We start from the raw sequence: 19,459 nt of genomic DNA, 5'->3' as shown, positions 1-19,459 counted from the left end.
ACCTCACGCCTGTCCGGCCACGAGCCGCTCGACCGCCTCGACGGCCTCGCCGATGGCGGCCGGGTTCTGGCCGCCGCCCTGAGCCACGTCAGGCTTGCCGCCGCCTCCGCCGCCCAGCGTCTTGGCGGCGACGCGCACCAGGTCGCCGGCCTTCAGGCCGCGCTCGCGGGCGGCCTCGTTGGTGGCGATGACGGTGAGCGGACGGCCGTTGGCCGTGGTGAAGAGCGCCACCACGACCGGGCGGTCACCCGGGATCCGGCCGCGCACGTCCAACACCAGCCTGCGCAGGTCGTCGGCGCCGGTGCCGTCCGGCACCTGGCCGGTGACGACCGCCACGCCGGCCACGTCCTTGGCGCCCTGGGCCAGCCCGGCGGCGGCCTGGAGCACCTTCTCGGCGCGGAACCTCTCGATCTCCTTCTCGGCGTCCTTGAGCTTGGCGAGCATTCCGGAGATCCGCTCCGGCAGCTCCTCCGGGCGGCCCTTGACCAGCTCGGTCAGCTGGGCCACCACGGTGTGCTCACGGGCCAGGAAGTTGTAGGCGTCCACGCCGACCAGGGCCTCGATGCGGCGCACACCGGAGCCGATGGAGGACTCGCCGAGCAGCTTCACCAGACCCAGCTGGGCGGTGTTGTGCACATGCGTACCGCCGCACAGCTCCTTGGAGAAGTCGCCGATGGTCACCACACGGACCCGCTCGCCGTACTTCTCGCCGAACTCGGCGATGGCGCCCTGCTTCTTGGCCTCGTCGATGCCCATGACCTCGGCGTGCACGTCGAGTTCGCGGGAGAGCACCTCGTTGATCTTCTGCTCGACGTCGGTGAGGACGGCGCCCGGCACGGCGGCCGGGGAGCCGAAGTCGAAGCGGAAGCGACCGGGCTGGTTCTCGGAGCCGGCCTGGGCGGCCGTGGGGCCGAGCGCGTCGCGCAGCGCCTGGTGGGTGAGGTGGGTGGCGCTGTGGGCGCGGGCGATGGCGCGCCGCCGGGTGCCGTCGATGGCCGCGTGGCCGGTGGCGCCCACGGTCACCTCGCCGACCTGGACCACGCCCTTGTGGACGTAGACGCCGGGCACCGGCTTCTGGCAGTCGCGGACCTCGACCACGGCGCCGTTGTCCAGCTTGATGCGGCCGGTGTCGCCGATCTGGCCACCGCCCTCGGCGTAGAACGGGGTGCGGTCGAGGACGATCTCGACCTCGTCGCCCTCGCTGGCGGCGGGCGAGGGCACGCCGTCGACGAGGATGCCCATGACCGTGGACTCGCCCTCGGTGCTGGTGTAGCCGATGAAGTCGGTCTCACCGGCGCTGTCGGCGATCTCGCGGTAGCCGGACATGTCGGCGTGGCCGTGCTTCTTGGCCTGGGCGTCGGCCTTGGCGCGCTCCCGCTGCTCCTTCATCAGGCGCCGGAAGCCGTCCTCGTCCACGGTCAGGCCCTGCTCGGCGGCCATCTCCAGGGTGAGGTCGATCGGGAAGCCCCAGGTGTCGTGGAGCAGGAACGCCTTGTCGCCGGCGAGCACCGTGCCGCCGGCGGCCCGGGTGTCGGAGACGGCGGTGTCGAGGATGTTGGTGCCGGCCTTGAGGGTCTTGAGGAAGGCGGCCTCCTCGGCGAGCGCGACGGTCTCGATGCGCTTGCGGTCGGTGACCAGCTCCGGGTACTGCTGCCCCATGGTCTCGATGACCACGTCGAGCAGCTCGCCGACGACCGGGCCGGTGGCGCCCAGCAGCCGCATGTTGCGGATGGCGCGGCGCATGATGCGGCGCAGCACGTAGCCGCGGCCCTCGTTGCCGGGGGTGACGCCGTCGCCGATGAGCATCGTGGAGGTGCGGAGGTGGTCGGCGACCACGCGCAGCGACACGTCCGAGCCGGCCTCGGCGCCGTAGGCGACGCCGGTCAGCTCGGTGGCCTTGTCCATCACGACGCGCAGGGTGTCGGTCTCGTACATGTTGTGGACGCCCTGCAGGATCATCGCGAGGCGCTCGAGACCGAGACCGGTGTCGATGTTCTTGCTGGGCAGGTCGCCCAGGATCGGGAAGTCGTCCTTGCCGGTGCCCGCGCCCCGCTCGTACTGCATGAAGACCAGGTTCCAGATCTCCACGTAGCGCTCGTCGTTGACGGCCGGGCCGCCCTCCACGCCGAACTCCGGGCCCCGGTCGTAGTTGATCTCGGAGCAGGGGCCGCAGGGGCCGGGGACGCCCATGGACCAGAAGTTGTCCTTCTTGCCCAGGCGCTGGATGCGCTCGGCGGGGACGCCGATGACGTCCCGCCAGATCTGCTCGGCCTCGTCGTCGTCCTGGTAGACGGTGATCCACAGCTTCTCCGGCTCCAGCCCGTAGCCGCCGTCGGCCACCGAGGTGGTCAGCAGCTCCCAGGCGAGCTTGATGGCGCCTTCCTTGAAGTAGTCGCCGAAGGAGAAGTTGCCGCACATCTGGAAGAACGTGCCGTGCCGGGTGGTCTTCCCGACCTCTTCGATGTCGGGGGTGCGCACGCACTTCTGCACGCTGGTGGCGCGCGGGAAGGGCGGCTTGACCTCGCCCAGGAAGTAGGGCTTGAACGGAACCATGCCCGCCGGGACCAGCAGCAGGGTCGGGTCGTCGGCGATGAGCGACGCCGACGGCACGACGGTGTGCCCGCGCTCTTCGAAGAAGCGCAGCCAGCGGCGGCGGATTTCAGCCGACTCCATCAGTGGTCCTCATTTCCGGTGTTGCGGGTGGGGTGGGGGTGGGTGAGCTGGGCGCGGTTCCGCGGCGCGGGCAGTTGCGGTGCCCCGGCCGGGTCGTCCACCGCGGACAGGCCGAGCGCCTCCTTGAGCGCCGCCTCGCGGTCCGCCATGCCGTCGCGCACGTCGAGCGCGAACAGCTTGACCCGTCGGCCGGCGAGCGCGGCGCGGTCGACGGCCTGCGCGGCCAGGCTCTCCGGCTTGAGCGCGTTCAGCTTGCGGTTGACCTTGTTGGTGGCCCACACGCCGGCTGCGACGCCGGTGGTGAACCAGAACGTGCGGCGGAACATCCGGTCTCTCAGCCCTTCGATCCACGGTTGCGGCGGCCGCCCCCACGCGCGGACGGCACGGTCTTGCCGACGATGACGGTGCGCCGGGGCCTCGGCTCGGGCGCGGGCTCGGGCGCGGGCTCGGGCGCGGCCGGGGCCGTGCGGCCCATCGCCCGGCGCACCCCGTAGCCGAAGGCGGCGACCTTCACCAGCGGCCCGCCGAAGGCCGAGGAGACCGTCGAGGAGAGCGCGGAGGCGTTGGCGGTGACCTCCTGGACGTCGGCGGCGATCGAGTCCACCCGGGCGAGCTGGGTGTTGGCGGAGCGCACGGTCGCGGACGCCTCGCTGAGCAGCGGGACCGCCTGTTCGGTCACGTCCGCCACCAGCTTGGTGGTCGCCTTGAGCGTCTGCGCGAGCCGCACCAGCGCGAGCGCGAGGAACGACACGAGAATCGCCCAGAAGACGGCCACGAGAATCCCGGCCACCTCACCACCGGACACGTTGCACCGCTCCCTGCTGCCTCGTCGTTTGACAGGTATCGACCTTATCGCGCCGAGGGTACGCGCCCGTACCAGATAAAGGGCGCCACGCGCAGGCACGGCCCCGCGGGATTGTACGGTGCGCAAACCGTTCAGTACGCTCCGTGTTCCATGCGAAGCCCTCGCCCTCCGCACCCGGCCGTTCCGGGCAACCTCCCCGCCCCGGTCGACCGGTTCGTCGGCCGCGCGGCCGAACTGGCAGCGCTGGAGCGGCTGCTCGGCGAGGCCCGGTTGGTCACCGTGACGGGCATCGGCGGGGTCGGAAAGTCACGCCTGGCACTGCGTGTGGCCGAGCGGTCGCAGGATCGCTTCTGCGGGGGCGTCTGGCTGGTCGAACTGTCCGCGCAGCGCGTCGGGAAGCGGCTGGCACCCGCCGTGGTGGCCGCGCTCGGGCTCCCCGACTCGTCCGCGCGGACGCCGAGCGCGGCGCTGGCCCGGCACTTCAACGAGCCGACGGAGGCCGCGGCGCTGCTGGTGCTGGACGGCTGCGAGCACCTGGTGGACGAGTGCGCGGAGCTGGTGGGGGCGCTGCTCAGCCGGGCGCCACGGCTGCGGGTGCTGGTCACCAGCCGGCGACCGCTGGAGGCGGCGGGCGAGCACTGCTTCCCGCTGTCCCCGATGGTCGCCGAGACGGAGGCGGCGGAGCTGTTCACCGAGCGGGCCGCGGCCGTGCTGCCCGGATTCGCGGCGACCGCGCGCCGGCAGCGGGAGGCCGTAGCGGCGCTGTGCCGTCGACTGGACTGTCTGCCGCTGGCGCTGGAGCTGGCGGCCGGGGCGCTGCGCGCGCTCTCGGTGGAGCAGCTGCTGCACCGGCTGGACGACCGGTTCCGGGTGCTGGCCGGGTCGGGCCGCGGCACACTGCCCCGCCATCAGTCGATGCGCACCGCGATCGGCTGGAGCCATGAGCTGTGCTCGCCCGAGGAGCGACTGCTGTGGGCGCGGCTGTCGGTCTTCGGCGGGGACTTCGACCTGGACGCGGTGGAGTATCTGTGCTCCGGGTCGGGGCTGGCCGGCGACGAGGTGCTGACGGCGCTGACCGGCCTGGTGGCCCAGTCGGTGGTGATCCGCGAGGAGGAGGCCGGCCAGGCCCGCTACCGGCTGCTGGCGACGGTGCGGGAGTACGGCGCCTACTGGCTGGCGGAGCTGGGCGAGACGGAGTGGCTGCGCCGCCGGCACCGGGACTGGTACCTGGGGCTGGCCACCTGGTGCGAACTGGACTGGTTCGGCCCGCGGCAGACCGAGGTGGCGGCGCGGTTGGACCGGGAGCTGCCGAACCTCCGGCTGGCCCTGGAGTACTCCCTGGAGACGCCGGGCGACGCGCACGTCGGCCAGTATCTGAGCGGTGCGCTGTGGTTCTACTGGGTCGGCTGCGGACGGCTCGCCGAGGGCCAGGCGTGGCTGGACCGGGCGCTGGCGCTGGACGGTGAGCAGCCGGAGGCGCGGGCCAAGGCGCTGTGGGTGGCGGGACTGGCCGCGGTGGCGCGCGGCGAGCCGGTGCCGGCCCTGAGCCTGCTGCACGAGTGCGTCGGGCTCGCCGAGGAGTGCGGAGACCACGCCGCGGCGGCGTACGCCACCCAGATGCTGGGCGCGGCGGCCATGGTCAGCGACGATCTGCCACGGGCGGAGCGGCTGCTGCGCGAGAGCCTGGAGCGCTTCGGGACGCTGGGCGAGCTGAACGCCATGGTGCTCCTCGCCCAGGTGCAGCTGGGTCTGGTGCTGGCCTTCGCGGGCGACCTGGCGGGCGGGGAGGCGCTGTGCGAGGAGGTGCGGGAGATCGCGGCCGATGCGGGCGAGCACTGGGCCCGCTCGTACGCGCTGTACGTGCTGGCGTATGTGCGGTGGTCACGCGGCGAGGAGGAGCCGGCGCGCGAGCTGCTGCGGGAGTGCCTCGCCCTCAAGCGCGAGCTGCACGACGTGGTCGGTCAGACCATGGCGCTGGAGCTTCTGGCGCCGCTGATGGTGGGCGAGGAGCCGGAGCTGGCGGCGCGGCTGCTGGGGGCGGCGCGCACCGGCTGGAGCAGCTTCGGCGAGGAGCGGTTCGGCTGGCGGCGGCTGGACCCGCCGCACGACGCCTGCGCCGAGCGGGCGCGCGGGGCGCTGGGCGAGGCGGGGTACGAGGAGGCGCTGCGGCTCGGCCGGGGCGACGGCCTGGAGACGGCGGTGACGCAGGCGCTCAGCGACGAGGACGAAGACGCGGACGGCCCGCCGGGGCCCCGCCATCCGAAGACGGCGGAGGACCAGCGGGCCGAGCACGATGAGTTGTACGTGCCGCCAGGTCAGCGGGCGTAGTACTCGACGACGAGCTGCTCGTCGCAGATCACCGGGATCTCCTTGCGGTTCGGGTCCCGGTCGAGGCGGAACGCGAGCGCCTTCAGGTTCACCTGGAGGTAGCGCGGGGTCTCGCCCTCGCCGGCGTAGCCACCCTCACGGGCGACCTGGAACGGGTGCTTCTCGCGGCTGCGCTCGCGAACGGTCACCACGTCGTCCGGGGAGACCCGGAAGGACGGCTTGTCGACCTTCTGGCCGTTGACCTGGATGTGGCCGTGGACGACCATCTGGCGGGCCTGGTAGATCGTGCGGGCGATGCCCGAGCGCAGAACGAGCGCGTCCAGACGGCGCTCCAGCTCGACGATCAGGGCCTCACCGGTCTTGCCGGTGACCTTGCGGGCGCGGTCGTAGGCACGGGCCAGCTGGCGCTCGCTGATGTCGTACTGGGCGCGAAGGCGCTGCTTCTCCAGCAGACGAACCTTGTAGTCACTGTTCTGCTTGCGGCCACGGCCGTGCTCGCCCGGCGGGTACGGACGGGCCTCGAAGTACTTGACGGCCTTCGGGGTCAGCGCAATGCCGAGGGCACGCGACTTCTTGACCTTGGGACGCGACTGGTTCACGTGAACCGATCCTCCATGTAAGTTAGGTGAGCCTTACCTTAGTCGAGGAGAGCGCATGATTCTTCCTGGGATCCCCCTGCCCAACGCTCGTCAAAGCATCGAGAAGGGTCAGCCGCGTCCCGTGGAAGGAACCCCACGACCAACGGCCGCGGAGCGTGTACGCACCCTCGTGGAGTCCAAGGCTACGGGGTCTTTGTCGATTCCCGGAATCGAGGAGGTCGACGAGCTCGGCGGCAGCGAACCCGCCGCACGCGCCGTCACCCTGAACGGAGACATCCTACTGCTTGTTCCGGGGCGCTCTGCCGCGGCCCGGGCAGCCGCGCACGCCCAGGCCGACGACGTGGTGTGCGTGATGGAGATCACGGACGTCGCCCCCGTCTCCGTCCCGCACCGGATCCGCGGCCGCGCCTGGGTGGCGGGCTGGCTCACCACCGTCCGGGACGAGGAGCGGGCCGCGTGCGCGATGCTCCTCGCCGAGCAGCACCCGGTCGGGGAGGTCCTCGCCCTGGCACCGGAGGACGCCCCCGCCCCGGGCCACCCGGGTCCGGCCCGGCCCACGTGGACGCTGCTGCGGCTCGAGGTGAGCGAGGCGTGCGTGGACGACCTGTGGGGTGCGGAGCACGCCGACCCCGAGGAGCTCGCCGAGGCGGCGCCCGATCCGCTCGCGGCGCATGAGGCGGAGCTCCTCCAGCACCTGCACGCCGCCCACAGCGAGCAGGTGAGCGGTCTGACGGCCCTGCTCGGCCCCCGGGCGGCGCGCTCGGCACACGGTCGTCCGCCCGTCCCCGTCGCGCTCGACCGCTTCGGCCTGCGCGTCCGCTTCACGGGGGCCGACGGGCGCCCCTTCGACGCCCGCTTCGACTTCCCCGAGCCGGTGCGCGACATCTGCGAACTCCGCCGGGCCATGCACATGCTGTTCGCCGGCGTGAGGGGCTGACGCGGGATCGGCATCGCGAACGCGCCTGCGGTCCCGGCCCGGCCCCCCGTTCCGCCGTCGCGCCCCGTTCCGCCGTCGCGCCCCGTTCCGCCGTCGCGGCAGCCAACCCGTACGGCCCGCCCGGCGGTGCCGCGCCGCACGAGGCCGACCCGTACGGCCCGCCCGGCGGTGCCGCGCCGCACGAGGCCGATGCCGGCTCGGCACCGCCGGGCTCGCACGTTTCACCTCTCGCCGTCGCGGCGGAACGGAGTGCCCGCCCCCGGCGTTCCAGGCCCATGGCCGGCAGACCCCCGCCGTCCCGGCGCGGCCCCGCGTCAGCTCTGCGCCCCGTTCCACCGTCGCGCCCCGTTCCGCCGTCGCGGCAGCCAGCCCGTACGGCCCCCGGCGGCGCCGCCCCGCACGAGGCCGATGCCGGCTCGGCGCCGCCGGGCTCGCACGTCTCACCTCTCGCCGTCGCGGCGGAAGGGAGTACCCCGCTTCGGGGTTCGGCCTGGGTGGCGCGGGTCGGCGGGGCCGGGGCGGGGTCAAGCTCTCGCGGGGGACGCGAGGCCCGGGGGGGTTACTCCGTGCCGCGTAGGCGCTGCCGCACCCGCTCCACGATGTCCGCGTAGCGGGCCTCCGCGCCGTAGCGGGTCGGCTCGTAGTAGCGCTTGCCGTGGATGGCGTCGGGCGCGTACTGCTGGGCGGCGATGCCGCCCGGGAGGTCATGGGGGTAGACATAGCCCTGGGCGTGGCCCAGCTTCTTGGCGCCCTGGTAGTGACCGTCGCGCAGATGGGGCGGCACCGGACCGGCGAGGCCCGCGCGGACGTCCTGGAGCGCCGCGCCGATGGCGGTGGTGGCGGAGTTGGACTTGGGTGCCAGCGCCAGCGCGATGGTGGCGTGGCTGAGGGTGAGCGCCGCCTCCGGGAAGCCGATCATCGCGACCGCCTGGGCGGCGGCCACCGCCGTGGGCAGGGCGGTGGGGTCGGCGAGCCCGATGTCCTCGCTGGCGGAGATCATCAGCCGCCGCGCGATGAACCGCGGGTCCTCCCCCGCCTCGATCATGCGGGCCAGGTAGTGCAGTGCCGCGTCCACGTCGGAGCCGCGGATGGACTTGATGAGGGCGCTGGCCACGTCGTAGTGCTGGTCGCCGTCGCGGTCGTACTTCACCGCGGCGCGGTCGACCGACTCCTCCAGCGTGGACAGGGTGATCTCGGACTCGCCCTTGGCCATCGCCGAGCCCGCGCCGGCCTCCAGGGCGGTCAGCGCCCGCCGGGCGTCGCCGCCGGCGATCCGCAGCAGGTGCGCCTCCGCGTCCTCGGGGAGGGTGACCGCTCCGCCGAGCCCGCGCTCCTCGGTGAGCGCGCGCCGCAGCAGCCCGCGCAGGTCCTCGTCGGTCAGCGGCTCCAGGGTGAGCAGCAGCGAGCGGGACAGCAGCGGGGAGATGACCGAGAAGTACGGGTTCTCCGTGGTGGCCGCGATGAGCGTGACCCAGCGGTTCTCCACGGCGGGCAGCAGCGAGTCCTGCTGGGCCTTGCTGAAACGGTGGATCTCGTCCAGGAAGAGCACCGTCTCCCGGCCGTAGGCGCCCGTGGAGCGGCGGGCACCGTCGATGACGGCCCGCACCTCCTTGACCCCGGCGGTGATCGCGGAGAGCTCGACGAAGCGCTTCTGGGTGGCCTGGCTGACCACATAGGCCAGCGTGGTCTTGCCGATGCCGGGCGGCCCCCAGAGGATCACCGAGGACGGCCCGGCCGGGCCGCCGCTGCCCTCTCCCACCAGCCGGCGCAGCGGCGAGCCGGGGCGCAGCAGATGGCCCTGGCCCACCACCTCGTCGAGGGTGCGCGGGCGCATCCGGACCGCCAACGGACTACTGGCCGGGTCCTTCTCCTGGCGTTCCTCTGCGGCGGCGGTGAACAGGTCTGGCTCCACGTTCGGAAGCCTATGCGACGACACTGACAACGCCGCCCGGATCAGGCCGGTGGCGGCTGATCGGGCGGCGCGGGGCGAGGCCGGGACGGGACCGGGTCAGGCGGTGCCGCCGGTCCAGAAGTCCCACCAGCGGGTCAGGATGAGCATCCCGATGACGGCGACCCAGAGCACCGGCACCACCCAGTGGAACTCCATCAGGCCACGCTTGAGCCCCTCGGGGGCCGGCAGGAAGCCGTGCTTGAGGTTGTGCCCGGTCACGTAGCAGAACATCACGATGGTGGCGACCCAGGCCAGGCAGCACCACAGGCAGAGCGAGCCGATGACGTACAGCGACTGGTACTGGAGCCAGGTGCAGAAGGCCACGCCGAAGAGCGTGCCGGCGTTGAAGGTCAGCCAGTACCAGCGCGGGAAGCGCGCCCCGGCCAGCAGCGACATGCCGACGCAGATGACGATCCCGTACGCCACCAGGCCCATCATCGGGTTGGGGAAGCCGAAGGCCTCGGCCTGATCGCTCTCCATGATGTTGCCGCAGGAGACGATGGGGTTGAGGCTGCAGCCCGGGGTGTAGGTCTTGCCCTCGACCTTGGCCTCGAGGATGTGGTTCTTGTCGATCGTGATGATCCAGGCGGCGAGCAGGCCCAGCGCACCGGTGATCACCAAGAGCAGTCCGAGGGCGCGGCTGCCGCCGACCGCGCTCCGCGCGTCGCCCCGTGTCCGCTCCGTGTCCACGTCCTCAACCACTGTCGTCGCCATATCCGCCGTTTCCGAGTCTCCCGAGGCCACGCGGCCGCATTGCCGCCTTAGAGCACCACTGCCGCGTCGGCGGCCACCGTCATTGTGCCGCACCCCCGTCCGTCGCGGTTCCCCATGCGACAGCCTCGGCCATCCTGACGTGCCCGTCGTTGGACGGGCGTAAGGGCGTGACTGGCGTGCCGGCCCGGACCGGAATCCGTGGGCGGGAATCGCCTGGCGGGATGAGGTCGGGGGCTCGTTGTTGACGGCGGTGCGGCGACGACCGCGCCGCCACCCTCGGCCGGAAACCGGCGACGACCGCGCGGCCGCTTCCGCCGGAACCCGGCGTACGGCACCGCCGCCGTCCCGCCGGAAACCGGCGGCGTACGGCCACGCGGAGCCGTACGCCGCCGCTCCGGGCGTCAGCCGAGGCGCGAGCGGACCGCGTCGAGCACCCCGTCGAGCGGGACCGCGGACTGCTCGCCGGACTCCATGTCCTTGAGCTGCGCGACGCCCTCGGCCAGGTCGCGCTCGCCGGCGACCAGGGCGAAGCGGGCGCCGGAGCGGTTGGCCGACTTCATGGCGCCCTTGAGCCCGCGGCCGCCGAAGGCGAAGTCGGTGGCGACGCCGGCCCGGCGCAGCTCGGTGACGACGCCGAAGAGGACGCGACGCGCCTCCTCGCCCAGCGGCACCGCGAACACGCTGGTGGCGGCGGGCAGGTCCAGCTCGACGCCCTCGGCCTTGAGCGCGAGGACGGTGCGGTCGACGCCGAGCGCCCAGCCGACCGACGGCAGCTCGGGGCCGCCGATCATCTCGGACAGCCCGTCGTAGCGGCCGCCGCCGCCGACGGCGGACTGGGAGCCGAGGCCGTCGTGGACGAACTCGAAGGTGGTCCGGGTGTAGTAGTCCAGGCCGCGCACCAGCTTGGGGTCGTCCTGGAACTCCACGCCGGCCGCGCGCAGCAGCTCGCGCACCCGCTCGTGGTACTCCTTGCACGCCTCGCAGAGGTGATCGCGGAGCATCGGCGCGCCGACGAGCTGCTTCTGCACCGCCTCCCGCTTGTCGTCCAGCACCCGCAGCGGGTTGATCTCGACCCGGCGCCGGGTGTCCTCGTCCAGCTCCAGGCCGCGCAGGAAGTCCTGGAGGGCGGACCGGTAGGCCGGGCGGCACTCCTTGTCGCCCAGGGAGTTCAGCAGCAGCCGGAAGTTCCGCAGGCCCAGCGAGCGGTAGGCGTCGACGGCCAGGATGATCAGCTCGGCGTCGAGCGCCGGGTCCTCGGCACCGATCGCCTCGGCGCCGACCTGCGAGAAGTGGCGGTAACGGCCGGCCTGCGGGCGCTCGTAGCGGTAGTAGGAGCCCGAGTACCAGAGCTTGACCGGCAGGTTCCCGGTCTTGTGCAGGTTGGCCTCCAGCGCGGCGCGCAGCACGGAGGCGGTGCCCTCGGGGCGCAGCGCAAGCTGCTCCTTGCCGCGCTGAGTGAGGGTGTACATCTCCTTGGTCACGATGTCGGTGGACTCGCCGACGCCGCGGGAGAAGAGCTCGACGTGCTCGAAGCCGGGGGTCTCGATGTAGCCGTATCCGGCGCGCTTGAGCGGTGCGGAGATCGCCTCGCGCACGGCGAGGAAGGTCGCGGAGTCCGGCGGGATCAGGTCGTACGTGCCACGGGGGGCGGAGAAGGTGCTCACGGGGTGAATCGTCACATTCCTCGTCGCGGGGCGGGCGCGGGTGCGCCGCCGCCGAGGCCGGCGGCCACCTCCCGGAGGTACGGGTTGGTGGCACGCTCGCGGCCGATGGTGGTCTGGGGGCCGTGGCCGGACAGCACCACGGTCGAGTCCTCGAGCGGCAGGCACACGCGCGCCAGGGATTCGAGCATCTCGCCATGGTCACCGCCGGGCAGGTCGGTGCGTCCGATGGAGCCGGCGAAGAGCAGATCGCCCGAGAAGAAGACGGATGGGATGTCCGCCTGTTCGGGCATCTGGAAGGTCACCGACCCCTTGGTATGGCCCGGCGCGTGCGCGACGGTCAGCTCCATGCCGGCCAGCTTCAGTCGGGTGCCGTCCGTCAGCTCGTGCACATCGTCCGGCTCCCCCACGGTGAGCTCGCCCATCAGCGGCATCCCGATGGAGCGGCCCAGGGCCTTCTCCGGGTCGCTCATCATGTAGCGGTCCGCGGGGTGGATGTAGGCCGGCACGTCGTGGGCGCCGCACACGGGCACCACGGACGCGACGTGGTCGATGTGGCCGTGGGTGAGGACGACGGCGACGGGCTTGAGCCGATGCCTGGCGATCGCCTCCTCGACTCCCTGGGCCGCCTGGTGGCCCGGGTCGATGATCACGCACTCCTCGCCGGCGGCGGGGGCGACCAGGTAGCAGTTGGTCCCCCAGGCCCCGGCGGGGAACCCGGCAATGAGCACGTTCGTCCTTAACTGTCGTCCGGATCGATCACCCGGTCGCCCGGAACGATCGTCCGGAATGGTCCGGAAGAAAGTTGTACGGCAGTTCCAGAGCCTACCGGCGGCGGTCGCGCCGCGGCGAACCCGTATACGGTACGGCCAGGCGCCCCACGACGCAGACGCGGAGGAGACAACCCGGTGGCCAGTCAGGAGCAGCGGCGGCGGCAGCTCGCCCGCGCGAAGTACGAGCGGCAGCAGCAGCGTCGTGAGGTGGCGCGGCGAAAGACCAAGCGCCGCAACACGGTGATCGCCTCCTCCCTCGCCGTGGTGCTCACGGCGGGCGTCGTGGTCGCCGCCGCGGGGGCGTTCTCCGGCGACGACGACAAGGGGGCGACGCCGAACGCCGTCGACACCCCCACCCCGCCGCCCACCCCCGACCCCAAGCCCGAGCCGTCGATGACGATCGACAAGAAGGCGAAGTACGGGATGGCGCTGAAGACCAACCACGGCGACATCCGGATCGCCATGGACGCCGCCAAGACCCCGCGCACCGTGAACTCCTTCAAGTCCCTCGCGGACAAGCACTTCTTCGACGGCTCGCCGTGCCACCGGCTCGCCGTCGAGGGCATCTTCGTGCTCCAGTGCGGCGACCCGGACGGCACCGGCCGGGGCGGGCCGGGCTACACCATCCCCGACGAGAACCTCAAGGACCCGCGCCTGAAGGGCGGCGTCTACCCGCGGGGCACGGTGGCCATGGCCAACCGCTACAACGGGGTGGACGAGGCGACCCGGAACTCCGGCAGCAGCCAGTTCTTCCTCGTCTACAAGGACAGCAAACTCCCGCCCAACTACACCCCCTTCGGCACGCTGGACGCCGAGGGGCTGAAGGTCCTGGAGAAGATCGCCGCGGGGGGCGTCGAGGGCGGTGTCACGGACGGCGCCCCGAAGAAGGCCGTCACCATCGAGAAGGCGACCGTTCAGAAGGACTGATTTGAGTCGCGCGGGATACGGACAGCCGGGGCGCCGGTCGCCTATGTTGGCGTTGTGCAGGGTGCCTGCTCCGACGGCTGCCGCCCTGCAGCACCGAACACGCCGGCCACCGGGCGGCGCGACAGCAGCTCGTCGGACCGGTCAGGGCGTGGCCCGGCCGGAAGAAACTGTGGACGATGCCAGCGGGCGGAGCGCCCGCCTCGGCATCATGTGGAGGAGGCGCTGTGAGCAGCGACCCATGGGGCCGCGTCGATGAGACGGGGACCGTGTACGTGCGTACGGCCGATGGCGAGCAGGTCGTCGGATCGTGGCAGGCGGGCACTCCTGAGGAGGCCCTCGCCTACTTCGAGCGCAAGTACGAGGGCCTGGTCGTCGAGATCGGTCTCCTGGAGCGCCGGGTCAAGACCACCGACCTGTCGACCAAGGACGCCCTGACCGCCATCGAGCACCTGCGCGTGCAGGTGGACGAGCACCACGCGGTGGGTGATCTTCAGGCGCTGAGCGAGCGGCTCGACAAGCTGGTCAGCGAGGTGGAGGCGCGCCGCGAAGAGCGCAAGGCGGCGAAGGCCAGGCAGGCCGAGGACGCGCGCCAGGCCAAGGAGGCGCTGGTCGCCGAGGCCGAGGAGCTGGCCGCCAGCGACCAGTGGCGGGCCGCCGGCGAGCGGCTGCGGGCCCTGGTGGACACCTGGAAGGGCCTGCCGCGGCTGGACCGCAAGTCCGACGACGAGCTGTGGCACCGCTTCTCGCACGCCCGCTCGGCGTTCTCCAAGCGGCGCAAGGCCCACTTCGCCTCCCTGGACGCGCAGCGCGAGGAGGCCCGCAAGGCCAAGGAGCGGCTGGTCGCCGAGGCCGAGGCGCTCTCCGGCTCGACGGACTGGGGCCCCACGGCCGCCCGCTACCGGGAGCTGATGGCCGAATGGAAGGCCGCCGGACGGGCCCAGCGGGAGGCCGAGGACGATCTCTGGAACCGCTTCCGCGGGGCCCAGGACGTCTTCTTCCAGGCCCGTGGCGAGGTCTTCGCGGAGCGTGACGCCGAGCAGCGGGAGAACCTGACCCGCAAGGAGGAGCTGGTCGTCGAGGCCGAGAAGCTGCTCCCCGTCTCGGACCTGAAGGCGGCCCGCGCGGCGTTCCGCTCGATCAACGAGCGGTGGGAGGCCATCGGCCACGTCCCGCGCGACGCCCGGCCCCGCATCGAGGGCCGGATGCACGCCGTCGAGCGCGCCATCCAGGAGGCCGAAGAGGCCGAGTGGCGGCGTACGAACCCCGAGGCGCGGGCCCGTGCCGCGGGGCTCACCGGTCAGCTCCAGGACGCCGTCGACAAGCTGCGCGGCCAGATCGACGCCGCCCGCGCGGCCGGCAACAACGCCAAGGCCGACAAGCTCGCCAAGGAGCTCGAGGGCCGCCAGGCGCTGCTGGACCAGGCGCTCAAGGGCCTGGAGGAGTTCGGCGGCTGACGCCCTCCGACGCACGCTGACACCGCACAGGGGCCCCGGGTACGCAGGTACCCGGGGCCCCTGTCGTCGGCTGGTACGGGCGGCGCCCCCATCCCGCCGCAACGGCGAGAAACCACGACGGCGCAGCCCGGCGGTGCCACACCGCCAGCAGCCGCCACGGGGCTTCTGCCGGGAGGCACCACGACGCCCGCCCGAGGGCACAGCCCCTGCCCCGGGGGCACGCCATGTACGAAACCAGCCGCGCCGCCCGCGGGGCTAGCGCTGGCGGGCCGAGGTCACCCGGTAGACGTCGTAGACGCCCTCCACGCCGCGTACGGCCTTCAGGACGTGGCCCAGGTGCTTGGGGTCGCCCATCTCGAAGGTGAAGCGGGAGGTGGCGACGCGGTCACGGGAGGTCTGGACGGCCGCGGAGAGGATGTTGACGTGCTGGTCGGACAGCACGCGCGTGACGTCGGAGAGCAGCCGCGAGCGGTCCAGCGCCTCCACCTGGATGGCGACCAGGAAGACCGAGGACTGGGTGGGCGCCCACTCGACGTCCAGGATGCGCTCGGGCTGCTGGGAGAGCGAGTCGACGTTGACGCAGTCCGCGCGGTGCACCGAGACGCCGCTGCCGCGGGTGACGAAGCCGATGATGGGGTCGCCCGGCACCGGCGTACAACAGCGGGCCAGCTTGACCCACACGTCCTCGACGCCCTTGACCACGACGCCCGGGTCGGCGCTGGAGCGCCGCTTGGTGCGGGTGCGGATCGGCGGGGCGGTCTCGGCGATGTCCTCGTTGGCCGCCTCCTCGCCGCCGAGCGCCTGGACCAGCTTCTGCACGACGCTCTGCGCGGAGACATGGCCCTCGCCGATGGCCGCGTAGAGCGAGGAGATGTCCGGATAGCGCATCTCGTGCGCGAGGGTGACCAGCGAGTCGCCCGTGAGGATGCGCTGGATCGGCAGGTTCTGCTTGCGCATCGCGCGGACGATGGCGTCCTTGCCCTGCTCGATCGCCTCGTCGCGGCGCTCCTTGGAGAACCAGCCACGGATCTTGTTGCGGGCGCGCGGGGACTTGACGAAGCCCAGCCAGTCGCGGGACGGGCCGGCGCCGGACGCCTTGGAGGTGAAGACCTCCACCAGGTCGCCGTTGTCCAGCGTCGACTCCAGGGGCACCAGGCGCCCGTTGACCCGCGCCCCTATGGTGCGGTGGCCGACCTCGGTGTGCACGGCGTAGGCGAAGTCCACGGGAGTGGCACCCGCGGGGAGCGCTATGACGTCGCCCTTGGGGGTGAAGACGAACACCTCGTTGCGGGACAGGTCGAAGCGGAGCGACTCCAGGAACTCGCCGGGGTCCTCGGTCTCCTTCTGCCAGTCCAGCAGCTGCCGCAGCCAGGCCATGTCGTTGACGGTGTCCGTGCCGGCGCCCTTGCCCGGATGGCGCGGCACGTCGGTGCGCACCTTGGAGGCGCCGGCGACGGCCTCCTGCTTGTACTTCCAGTGCGCGGCGATGCCGTACTCCGCGCGGCGGTGCATGTCGAAGGTGCGGATCTGCAGCTCGACCGGCTTGCCGCTGGGCCCGATGACCGTCGTGTGCAGCGACTGGTACATGTTGAACTTGGGCATCGCGATGTAGTCCTTGAACCGCCCCGGCACCGGGTTCCACCGCGCGTGGATGGTGCCCAGCGCCGCGTAGCAGTCGCGGACGGTGTCGACCAGGACCCGGATGCCCACCAGGTCGTAGATCTCGGCGAAGTCGCGGCCCCGCACGATCATCTTCTGGTACACGGAGTAGTAGTGCTTGGGGCGGCCGGTGACGGTCGCCTTGATGCGCGCGGCCCGCAGGTCGCCCTGCACCTGATCGGTGACGATGGCCAGATACTCGTCACGCTTGGGCGCCCGCTCGGCGACCAGCCGGACGATCTCGTCGTACATCTTGGGGTAGAGGATCGCGAAGGCGAGGTCCTCCAGCTCCCACTTGATGGTGTTCATGCCCAGCCGGTGCGCCAGCGGGGCGTAGATCTCCAGCGTCTCGCGGGCCTTCTTCTCCTGCTTCTCCCGCTTGAGGTAGCGCATGGTGCGCATGTTGTGCAGCCGGTCGGCCAGCTTGATGACCAGCACCCGGGGGTCCTTGGCCATGGCCACGACCATCTTGCGCACGGTCTCGGCCTGCGCGGCCTCGCCGAACTTGACCTTGTCCAGCTTGGTCACGCCGTCGACCAGCAGGGCGACCTGGTCGCCGAAGTCCTGCCGCAGGGTCTCCAGGCCGTACTCGGTGTCCTCGACGGTGTCGTGCAGCAGCCCCGCCATCAGGGTGGCCGGGTCCATGCCCAGCTCGGCGAGGATGGTGGTCACCGCCAGCGGATGGGTGATGTACGGGTCGCCGCTCTTGCGCTTCTGGCCGCGGTGCCAGCGCTCGGCGACCTGGTAGGCGCGCTCGATCTGGCGCAGCGTCGCCGTGTCCGCCTTGGGGTCGTTGCCGCGCACGATGCGCAGCAGCGGCTCCAGGACCGGGTTGTACGGGCTGGAGCGCTGGACGCCGAGACGGGCCAGGCGAGCGCGGACCCGGTTGGACGAGCCGGAGCGGGGCGCGGGGCCCTGGAGCGGGCGTGCCGGGGCGGGGGTCGCGGATGTCGCTCCGGCCAGGCCGGCCGGGGTGGCCGGGGGCTTCGGCGCGGGCCGCGACGCGGTCTCGCCGGCCTTCTTGGGCGTGGCCGCGCCCGCCGTGGCGTCGGGGGCTGCGGTCGGCTCGTCCGGATGCGCGGCGGTCAGCGGCTTGGCCTCGTCTGGCAAGAGCACTCCTCAAGCGGTGCCGGACCATATAGCGGTCGGGATGCCATGGTATCGATCCCGCCACTCCCGCCGCTCAGCGACCGCCGCTCTCCTCGCACGCCGAAGGGCGGGAATCCGCATGATCCGGATTCCCGCCCTCTGGATTGTCCGAGTTTTCCGCCCTCTGGGCGGTCGGCCCCGGCTCAGACCGTGATCAACGCCTCCAGCGGCGCGTTGTCGAGATCGGCCGCCAGCCGGCCACGGCCGTCGAGGAAGCCCAGCTCCATCAGCACGGCGACGCCGGCGACCTGGGCGCCGGCCCGCCGGATGAGCTGGAGCGAGGCCGCGGCGGTGCCGCCGGTGGCCAGTACGTCGTCGATGACCAGGACCCGGTCGCCGGGCGCCAGCGCGTCGGCGTGGATCTCGATCTCGGCGGTGCCGTACTCCAGCTGGTACGCCTGGCCCAGGGTGGCGCCGGGCAGCTTGCCGGCCTTGCGCGCCGGGACGAAGCCGAGGCCGGCGCGGACCGCGACCGGCGCGGCCAGGATGAAGCCGCGGGCTTCGAGTCCGACGACCTTGTCCGCGCCGTGCCTGACGCAGAGCTCGGCGAGCGCCTCGGTGAGCGCGCCGAAGGCCGTGGCGTCGGCCAGCAGCGGGGTGATGTCCTTGAACATCACTCCCGGCTGCGGGTAGTCCGGGACGTCGACGATCCGACTGAGCAGCAGTTCCCGCAGCTCCTGGCTGCCCGCCGCGCTCATCGGCGCTTCCCCGAGGGACGGCCCCGCCCGCGGTTGCGGGCCGCCGGCTGGCGACGCTGGCCGACGACCCCGGCCGGGGTGGCGTCGTCCGCGTCGTCGTCCTGCTCCGGCTCGGCGTCGGCGTCGGCCGGCTGGTCCTGGCCCTCGGCCCCGGCCTTGCCGGCCGCTGCGCGCTTGGCGCGCACCCGGCGGGCCAGCGCCCGCAGCTCCGGCTCGCGCTCCTTCAGGTCGGCGACCAGCGGCGTCGCGATGAAGATCGACGAGTAGGCACCGGCGGCGAGGCCGACGAAGAGGGCCAGCGAGATGTCGTTCAGCATGCCGCCGCCGAGGACGCCGCCGCCGATGAAGAGCAGGCCGGCGACCGGCAGCAGCGCCACGATCGTGGTGTTGATGGAACGCACCAGGGTGGCGTTGAGACTGCGGTTGGCGATCTCGCTGTAGGTGTAGCGGGTCTGCTTGGTGATGCCCTTCGCCCCCTCCTTCAGACCGTCGAAGACGACGACGGTGTCGTAGAGGGAGTAGCCGAGGATCGTCAGCAGACCGATCACCGTGCCCGGGGTGACCTCGAAGCCGACCAGCGCGTAGACGCCGACGGTGATGGTGAGGTCGTGGACCAGCGCGATCAGGGCCGCCAGCGCCATGCGCCACTCGAAGGCGATGGCGAGATAGATCACCACCAACACCATGAAGATCGCTAGACCTTGCCATGCCTTGCTGGCGATCTGTTCACCCCAGCTGGGGCCGACGAGCTGCGAGTTGATCTTGGATGCCTCGACGCCCATCTTCTTGGCGAGCGCCTCCTGGACCGGCTGCGCCTCGTTGGTGTCCAGCTCGCTGATCTGGATGCGCATGCGCCCGTCGCCGAGCTTCTGGACGACGGCGGTGTGGCCGCCGGAGGCCGCCTCCGCGGTCTCCCGGGCCTGCTCGGTGGAGATGCTCGCCTTGGGCGTGGTGAAGACGGCGCCGCCCGAGAACTCGATGCCCATGTTCAGGCCGCGCACCGCCAGGCCGACGATGGCCGTGATGGTGATGAGGATGGAGATGCCGTACCAGAGCTTGCGCTTGGCGACGAAGTCATAACCGACCTCGCCTCGGTACAGCTTGGCGCCGAGGGTGCCGAGTCGCGACATC

General features: G+C 72.2%; 15 protein-coding genes. 4 read left to right on the top strand and 11 right to left on the bottom strand.

The window, feature by feature from the left end:
* Nucleotides 1–3: 3 nt before the first annotated feature.
* The 3 genes from alaS to CD790_RS08695 are packed head-to-tail and all read right to left on the bottom strand — an operon-like array spanning nt 4 to nt 3,478.
* Nucleotides 4–2,673 carry an alanine--tRNA ligase gene (gene alaS / locus CD790_RS08705; protein WP_144382454.1) on the bottom strand — a complete coding sequence of 890 codons (2,670 nt, stop codon included), beginning with the start codon at nt 2,671–2,673 and terminating at the stop codon, nt 4–6.
* A complete protein-coding gene (locus tag CD790_RS08700) occupies nt 2,673–2,999 on the bottom strand; it encodes a DUF6167 family protein (protein ID WP_144382453.1) in 327 nt (108 codons plus the stop codon). The genes alaS and CD790_RS08700 overlap by 1 nt, the downstream gene beginning before the upstream one ends.
* A gap of 8 nt (nt 3,000–3,007) precedes the next feature.
* Nucleotides 3,008–3,478: a DUF948 domain-containing protein gene (locus CD790_RS08695; RefSeq protein ID WP_144382452.1), complete on the bottom strand. Its 471-nt coding sequence runs from the start codon at nt 3,476–3,478 to the stop codon at nt 3,008–3,010.
* Between the two features lie 150 nt (nt 3,479–3,628).
* On the opposite strand from CD790_RS08695, the gene CD790_RS08690 reads away from it, so the two are divergent.
* The gene (locus CD790_RS08690) at nt 3,629–5,806 is read left to right on the top strand and encodes an AAA family ATPase (RefSeq protein ID WP_144382451.1); all 2,178 of its coding nucleotides are present in this window, start codon (nt 3,629–3,631) and stop codon (nt 5,804–5,806) included.
* On the opposite strand, the gene rpsD is transcribed toward CD790_RS08690, so the two are convergent.
* Nucleotides 5,794–6,405 carry a 30S ribosomal protein S4 gene (gene rpsD, locus CD790_RS08685; RefSeq protein ID WP_144382450.1) on the bottom strand — a complete coding sequence of 204 codons (612 nt, stop codon included), beginning with the start codon at nt 6,403–6,405 and terminating at the stop codon, nt 5,794–5,796. The genes CD790_RS08690 and rpsD overlap by 13 nt on opposite strands.
* Nucleotides 6,406–6,598: 193 nt before the next feature.
* On the opposite strand from rpsD, the gene CD790_RS08680 reads away from it, so the two are divergent.
* Nucleotides 6,599–7,342, top strand: a complete 744-nt coding sequence (locus tag CD790_RS08680; RefSeq protein ID WP_186318929.1) for a DUF2470 domain-containing protein — start codon at nt 6,599–6,601, stop codon at nt 7,340–7,342.
* A 559-nt stretch (nt 7,343–7,901) separates the two neighbouring features.
* Here CD790_RS08680 and CD790_RS08675 read toward each other — a convergent pair.
* The 4 genes from CD790_RS08675 to CD790_RS08660 all read right to left on the bottom strand — a co-directional run bounded on the left by CD790_RS08675 (nt 7,902) and on the right by CD790_RS08660 (nt 12,399).
* Nucleotides 7,902–9,254: a replication-associated recombination protein A gene (locus CD790_RS08675; RefSeq protein ID WP_144382448.1), complete on the bottom strand. Its 1,353-nt coding sequence runs from the start codon at nt 9,252–9,254 to the stop codon at nt 7,902–7,904.
* Between the two features lie 96 nt (nt 9,255–9,350).
* Nucleotides 9,351–10,007 (bottom strand): vitamin K epoxide reductase family protein, encoded by a 657-nt coding sequence (locus CD790_RS08670; protein ID WP_144382447.1) that lies wholly within the window; start codon nt 10,005–10,007, stop codon nt 9,351–9,353.
* Nucleotides 10,008–10,408: 401 nt separating this feature from the next.
* On the bottom strand, nt 10,409–11,671 hold the full coding sequence (hisS, locus tag CD790_RS08665) for a histidine--tRNA ligase (protein WP_144382446.1): 1,263 nt from the start codon (nt 11,669–11,671) through the stop codon (nt 10,409–10,411).
* Nucleotides 11,672–11,682: 11 nt separating this feature from the next.
* Entirely contained in the window at nt 11,683–12,399 is a 717-nt protein-coding gene (locus CD790_RS08660; RefSeq protein WP_144382445.1) for an MBL fold metallo-hydrolase, read from the bottom strand.
* Nucleotides 12,400–12,576: 177 nt separating this feature from the next.
* On the opposite strand from CD790_RS08660, the gene CD790_RS08655 reads away from it, so the two are divergent.
* Together CD790_RS08655 and CD790_RS08650 are read left to right on the top strand one after the other, a co-directional pair.
* Entirely contained in the window at nt 12,577–13,368 is a 792-nt protein-coding gene (locus CD790_RS08655) for a peptidylprolyl isomerase (RefSeq protein ID WP_144382444.1), read from the top strand.
* Between the two features lie 224 nt (nt 13,369–13,592).
* Nucleotides 13,593–14,822, top strand: a complete 1,230-nt coding sequence (locus CD790_RS08650; protein ID WP_144382443.1) for a DUF349 domain-containing protein — start codon at nt 13,593–13,595, stop codon at nt 14,820–14,822.
* Nucleotides 14,823–15,077: 255 nt separating this feature from the next.
* Here the strand turns inward: CD790_RS08650 and CD790_RS08645 are convergent, their stop codons facing one another.
* The 3 genes from CD790_RS08645 to secF form a co-directional block, all read right to left on the bottom strand.
* Nucleotides 15,078–17,591: a bifunctional (p)ppGpp synthetase/guanosine-3',5'-bis(diphosphate) 3'-pyrophosphohydrolase gene (locus tag CD790_RS08645; protein WP_144382442.1), complete on the bottom strand. Its 2,514-nt coding sequence runs from the start codon at nt 17,589–17,591 to the stop codon at nt 15,078–15,080.
* Nucleotides 17,592–17,773: 182 nt separating this feature from the next.
* Nucleotides 17,774–18,328, bottom strand: coding sequence for an adenine phosphoribosyltransferase (locus CD790_RS08640; RefSeq protein ID WP_144382441.1), 555 nt, complete (start codon nt 18,326–18,328; stop codon nt 17,774–17,776).
* The gene (secF, locus tag CD790_RS08635) at nt 18,325–19,458 is read right to left on the bottom strand and encodes a protein translocase subunit SecF (protein WP_144382440.1); all 1,134 of its coding nucleotides are present in this window, start codon (nt 19,456–19,458) and stop codon (nt 18,325–18,327) included. The genes CD790_RS08640 and secF overlap by 4 nt, the downstream gene beginning before the upstream one ends.
* Nucleotide 19,459 lies beyond the last annotated feature (1 nt).

Source organism: Streptomyces sp. SAJ15 (assembly GCF_007595705.1).
In the GTDB taxonomy this organism is placed as follows: Bacteria; Actinomycetota; Actinomycetes; order Streptomycetales; family Streptomycetaceae; genus Streptomyces.
This window is presented reverse-complemented; position numbering and strand designations above follow the sequence as displayed.

What these genes read in the sequence shown, in the direction of transcription:
- alaS (WP_144382454.1), bottom strand. Translation starts at nt 2,673, where the DNA reads ATGGAGTCGGCTGAAATCCGCCGCCGCTGGCTGCGCTTCTTCGAAGAG.
- CD790_RS08700 (WP_144382453.1), bottom strand. Translation starts at nt 2,999, where the DNA reads ATGTTCCGCCGCACGTTCTGGTTCACCACCGGCGTCGCAGCCGGCGTG.
- CD790_RS08690 (WP_144382451.1), top strand. Translation starts at nt 3,629, where the DNA reads ATGCGAAGCCCTCGCCCTCCGCACCCGGCCGTTCCGGGCAACCTCCCC.
- CD790_RS08670 (WP_144382447.1), bottom strand. Translation starts at nt 10,007, where the DNA reads ATGGCGACGACAGTGGTTGAGGACGTGGACACGGAGCGGACACGGGGC.
- CD790_RS08640 (WP_144382441.1), bottom strand. Translation starts at nt 18,328, where the DNA reads ATGAGCGCGGCGGGCAGCCAGGAGCTGCGGGAACTGCTGCTCAGTCGG.
- secF (WP_144382440.1), bottom strand. Translation starts at nt 19,458, where the DNA reads ATGTCGCGACTCGGCACCCTCGGCGCCAAGCTGTACCGAGGCGAGGTC.